Origin of the sequence: Chamaesiphon sp. GL140_3_metabinner_50 (assembly GCF_025361915.1) — a bacterium.
GTDB lineage: Bacteria > Cyanobacteriota > Cyanobacteriia > Cyanobacteriales > Chamaesiphonaceae > Chamaesiphon.
The window spans coordinates 1-3,221 of record NZ_JANYJC010000206.1; the positions used below are offsets into that span (position 1 = coordinate 1).

1 protein-coding gene is annotated in these 3,221 nt (G+C 44.2%); it reads left to right on the plus strand.

Going from position 1 to position 3,221, the window contains the following annotated elements; genetic code table 11:
* Positions 1 to 113: 113 nt before the first annotated feature.
* The coding region (locus Q0R35_RS10310) for an Hpt domain-containing protein (RefSeq protein ID WP_295617202.1) at positions 114 to 3,221 on the plus strand (3,108 nt) is incomplete at its 3' end.

Sequence of the window (3,221 nt, forward strand, 5' to 3'; positions counted from 1 at the left end):
AGGGGGATTCCAACCTAAGCCGGAGCAATTAGAGCGAGATCTGTTCTTAACCGAACCGTATTGCACTATCCCCTATCCCCTATCCCCTATCCCCTATCCCCCACCCCCTAGTTATGGAAAACGATCGCATCTTGGGCTACTTTTTAGAAGAAGCAAGCGAACATTTAATCACGATCGAGCAAGGCTTACGCAAACTTCCCGAAACAGTCAGACAGCCAACGATGATTCGCGAATTATTTCGCGCGGCACATTCGATCAAAGGTAGTGCTGCCATGCTAGGGCTGACTGACGTTCAAAAAATTAGCAATCAGTTTGAAGCCAACTTCAGAATCCTCAAAGAACATCCCCAAATTCCGGTAGATAGCCAACTCCAATCGCTATTTCTGCAAAGCTTTGGATTTTTGTCCGCTGGAATTCAGGAAGTTCGGGCAGCTAGCAACCCTTACCAGCCCGATCCAGCACTAGGAGATCCGATCGGCGATCCGGTATTTGAAGAACTCAAAGCCTACCTTCAGCAGCTACTAGCAACCGCCGATGCACCTGCTGTCGTCAGCACCGAACGGAATCTGCCTCGCGATCCGGCGATCGAACAAGTTTTTGGTGAATATGTCTCTCGCAAACTAGATGAAGTTATCGGTTTGTGCTTACAACCCGATCGTCCTGAGATCCGCACTCAAATTCAGCAAATCTGTCAGAAATTGGGCAATTTGGGCGAAAATTTTGAGTTTTTAGAATGGACGAATCTATTTACAGCTTGTCGGCTGGCGATCGCCAATCCAGATAATTCCCTGGCACAATTGGGCGAGAGCATGAGTATTGCTGTCAAACAAGCCCAAGTTTTAGTGTTAGCCGATCGACATCAAGCAATTGGCATCACCCCCGATCTCGAAGCCTTTATCGCGCGGCATCGCTCCGATCGGGCGGCATCGATCGCTACCAGTACCTGGCAATTAGATGATGCTGGCGGTACCAGCAAGAGTACCGGGACGGCGCAAGATACTACCCAAAAACTCCCCGACCTCATTTCGATTAATACTGGTAAAGTCGCAGCTTTAACCAGCGGTATTGCCGCACTGGGAATCGGGTCATCCGATCGCTTGACTGAGGCGATGGCGATGCCTGCCGCAGAATTCGATCCGGAGGCGATGGAGTTAAATGAGTTTATGAACTTACTCGGCAACGATTTACCGACTGAGGGCACTTGGATGCAGGATGATGATTTCCTCGATCGCGACATCCCCTTGATGGATTTGAGTGGTGACGATACCGATAAATTTTACGCGCAAATTTCTGAGCCATTTACCCCAGCAGAAGTCGCAGGTTCGGCTAATCTACTCCAAACTGGCTCCGATCCACTTGCCGATCTAGCTACTTACGATGAAGAAACATTCTACGATCCCAATTTAGGAAATATCGACGAAGGAGATCTCCCCAGTTTCTTATTAAATCCAGAATTAGCCGCCACACCGTCTCAAAATAGCTATGCCGATCTCAATCTGCCGGGTAATATCGATCGGCAACTGCAACCCGATCTAGCTTCAGCTCTGGATCTGGGCGATATTCCCGCTCCAGATTTTAGCTTAGACCACCCCATGAGCGATCTATTTGTCACAGCTCCAGCTCCTGAAAATTGGTCTGAATTAGCTAATTTGGCATCAATTTCTGATGATGGATTGTCGCTGAATGCGTTCGATCTCGATCCTTCGATAGCGACCGAAAATTCTACGCCAGAACTTCCGGGGCAACCCGATCCGCTGTTGGCGATAACCGCTAAAGTCGATCCACCAGTTTCTGATGCTCTCTATTTAGAAAGTTTAAATATCGATGAGTTATCTGAAGCTTCAGATCTGTTGGTTTTAGAAGATTTAACAGATTGCGACCTGCCAGAATCTTTAGTAGAAAAAGAGCGCATTAATAATGAATTAAACGACTGGATCGATAATTCGATCGCCGAGCAGCAGCTCGAAAATCTAACATTAGATTTAGATTTCTTCGATGGCGACTCAGCAGTCAATATTAGCAATGACGATCGGATCGACTTTGAGCTAGCTAGCTTGAATGTCCCCGATCTAGAATTTGCTGAATCTGGTGTTACCGATCTCGATAATTTAGATATCTTCGATCGCGAATTACAGCCATTACCGATCGGCAACGATTCTGCTAACTTACTCGATTTTGAATTACCAGTCGATGCTGCTATGTTCGGAGAACTTAGCGATCTGAATTTCAGCGAAGAATTATCTGGAGATTCAACCGATCGTGCCTTCGGCTTAGGTATTGCTAGTTCATTGGCAGAGCCTTTAAGCATGACGATCGATAATGAGTCGGATCTAGATGAAGATATCTTCGATGCCTTTGACGATCTATATACTAGTGAAGAATTATCTACAAATTTAATTGTTAATGATGAATTAGGATTAGGGATTGCTGGAATTGCTAATGAAGCAGATCTAGATGAAGATATCTTCGATGCCTTTAACGATCTCGATCTCAGCCCAATATCTACAAATTTAATTGCTAATAATGATGGATTAGACTTAGGGATTGCTGAAACTGCTCATGAAGCAGAGCTAGATGAAGATATTTTTGATGCCTTCAACGATCTCGATCTATCGTCTACAGATTTGAATGTTAATGATGGATTAGACTTAGGTATGGCCGGAATTCCTGACTCTTCTAATGAAGATGCTGAAATAGATGAAACTATTTTTGATGAATTTGGTGACTTAGACTTCAACGAACCATCGCTCGATTTAATAGCTAATGGTAATGCAATCGATGGAGATATTGCTAACTCACTGGGCGATCGCGTAGAAATAGCTGAAACTATTTTTGACGCTGACGATAACTTAGATTTCGGTCGTGTATCTCAATCGGTATCGAATGATTTAAAGTTAAACTCCTTCAATAGCGATCGACCACTGATAGATTTAACTAGCAATGAAAATCTCATCGACCTCATCGATTCATCTGCTATCGATCGATCGGGTTCAGACTCGATAATGGATGATTTTGCAGATTTAGATTTTAGTGCCAACAACGATCTAATTAATTTCGATCTCGATCTTCAAAGCTTTGATAATTTAGAGATCGATTCCTCGATCGATAGTAGTTCGCTAAATTTAGATCTAGATTTTCTCAATAGTAGCGAACCATCTGCCGACTCTATTTTCGACGACAATGCACTAGTACCAACAGATCTAAACTCTGCACCCGATCGC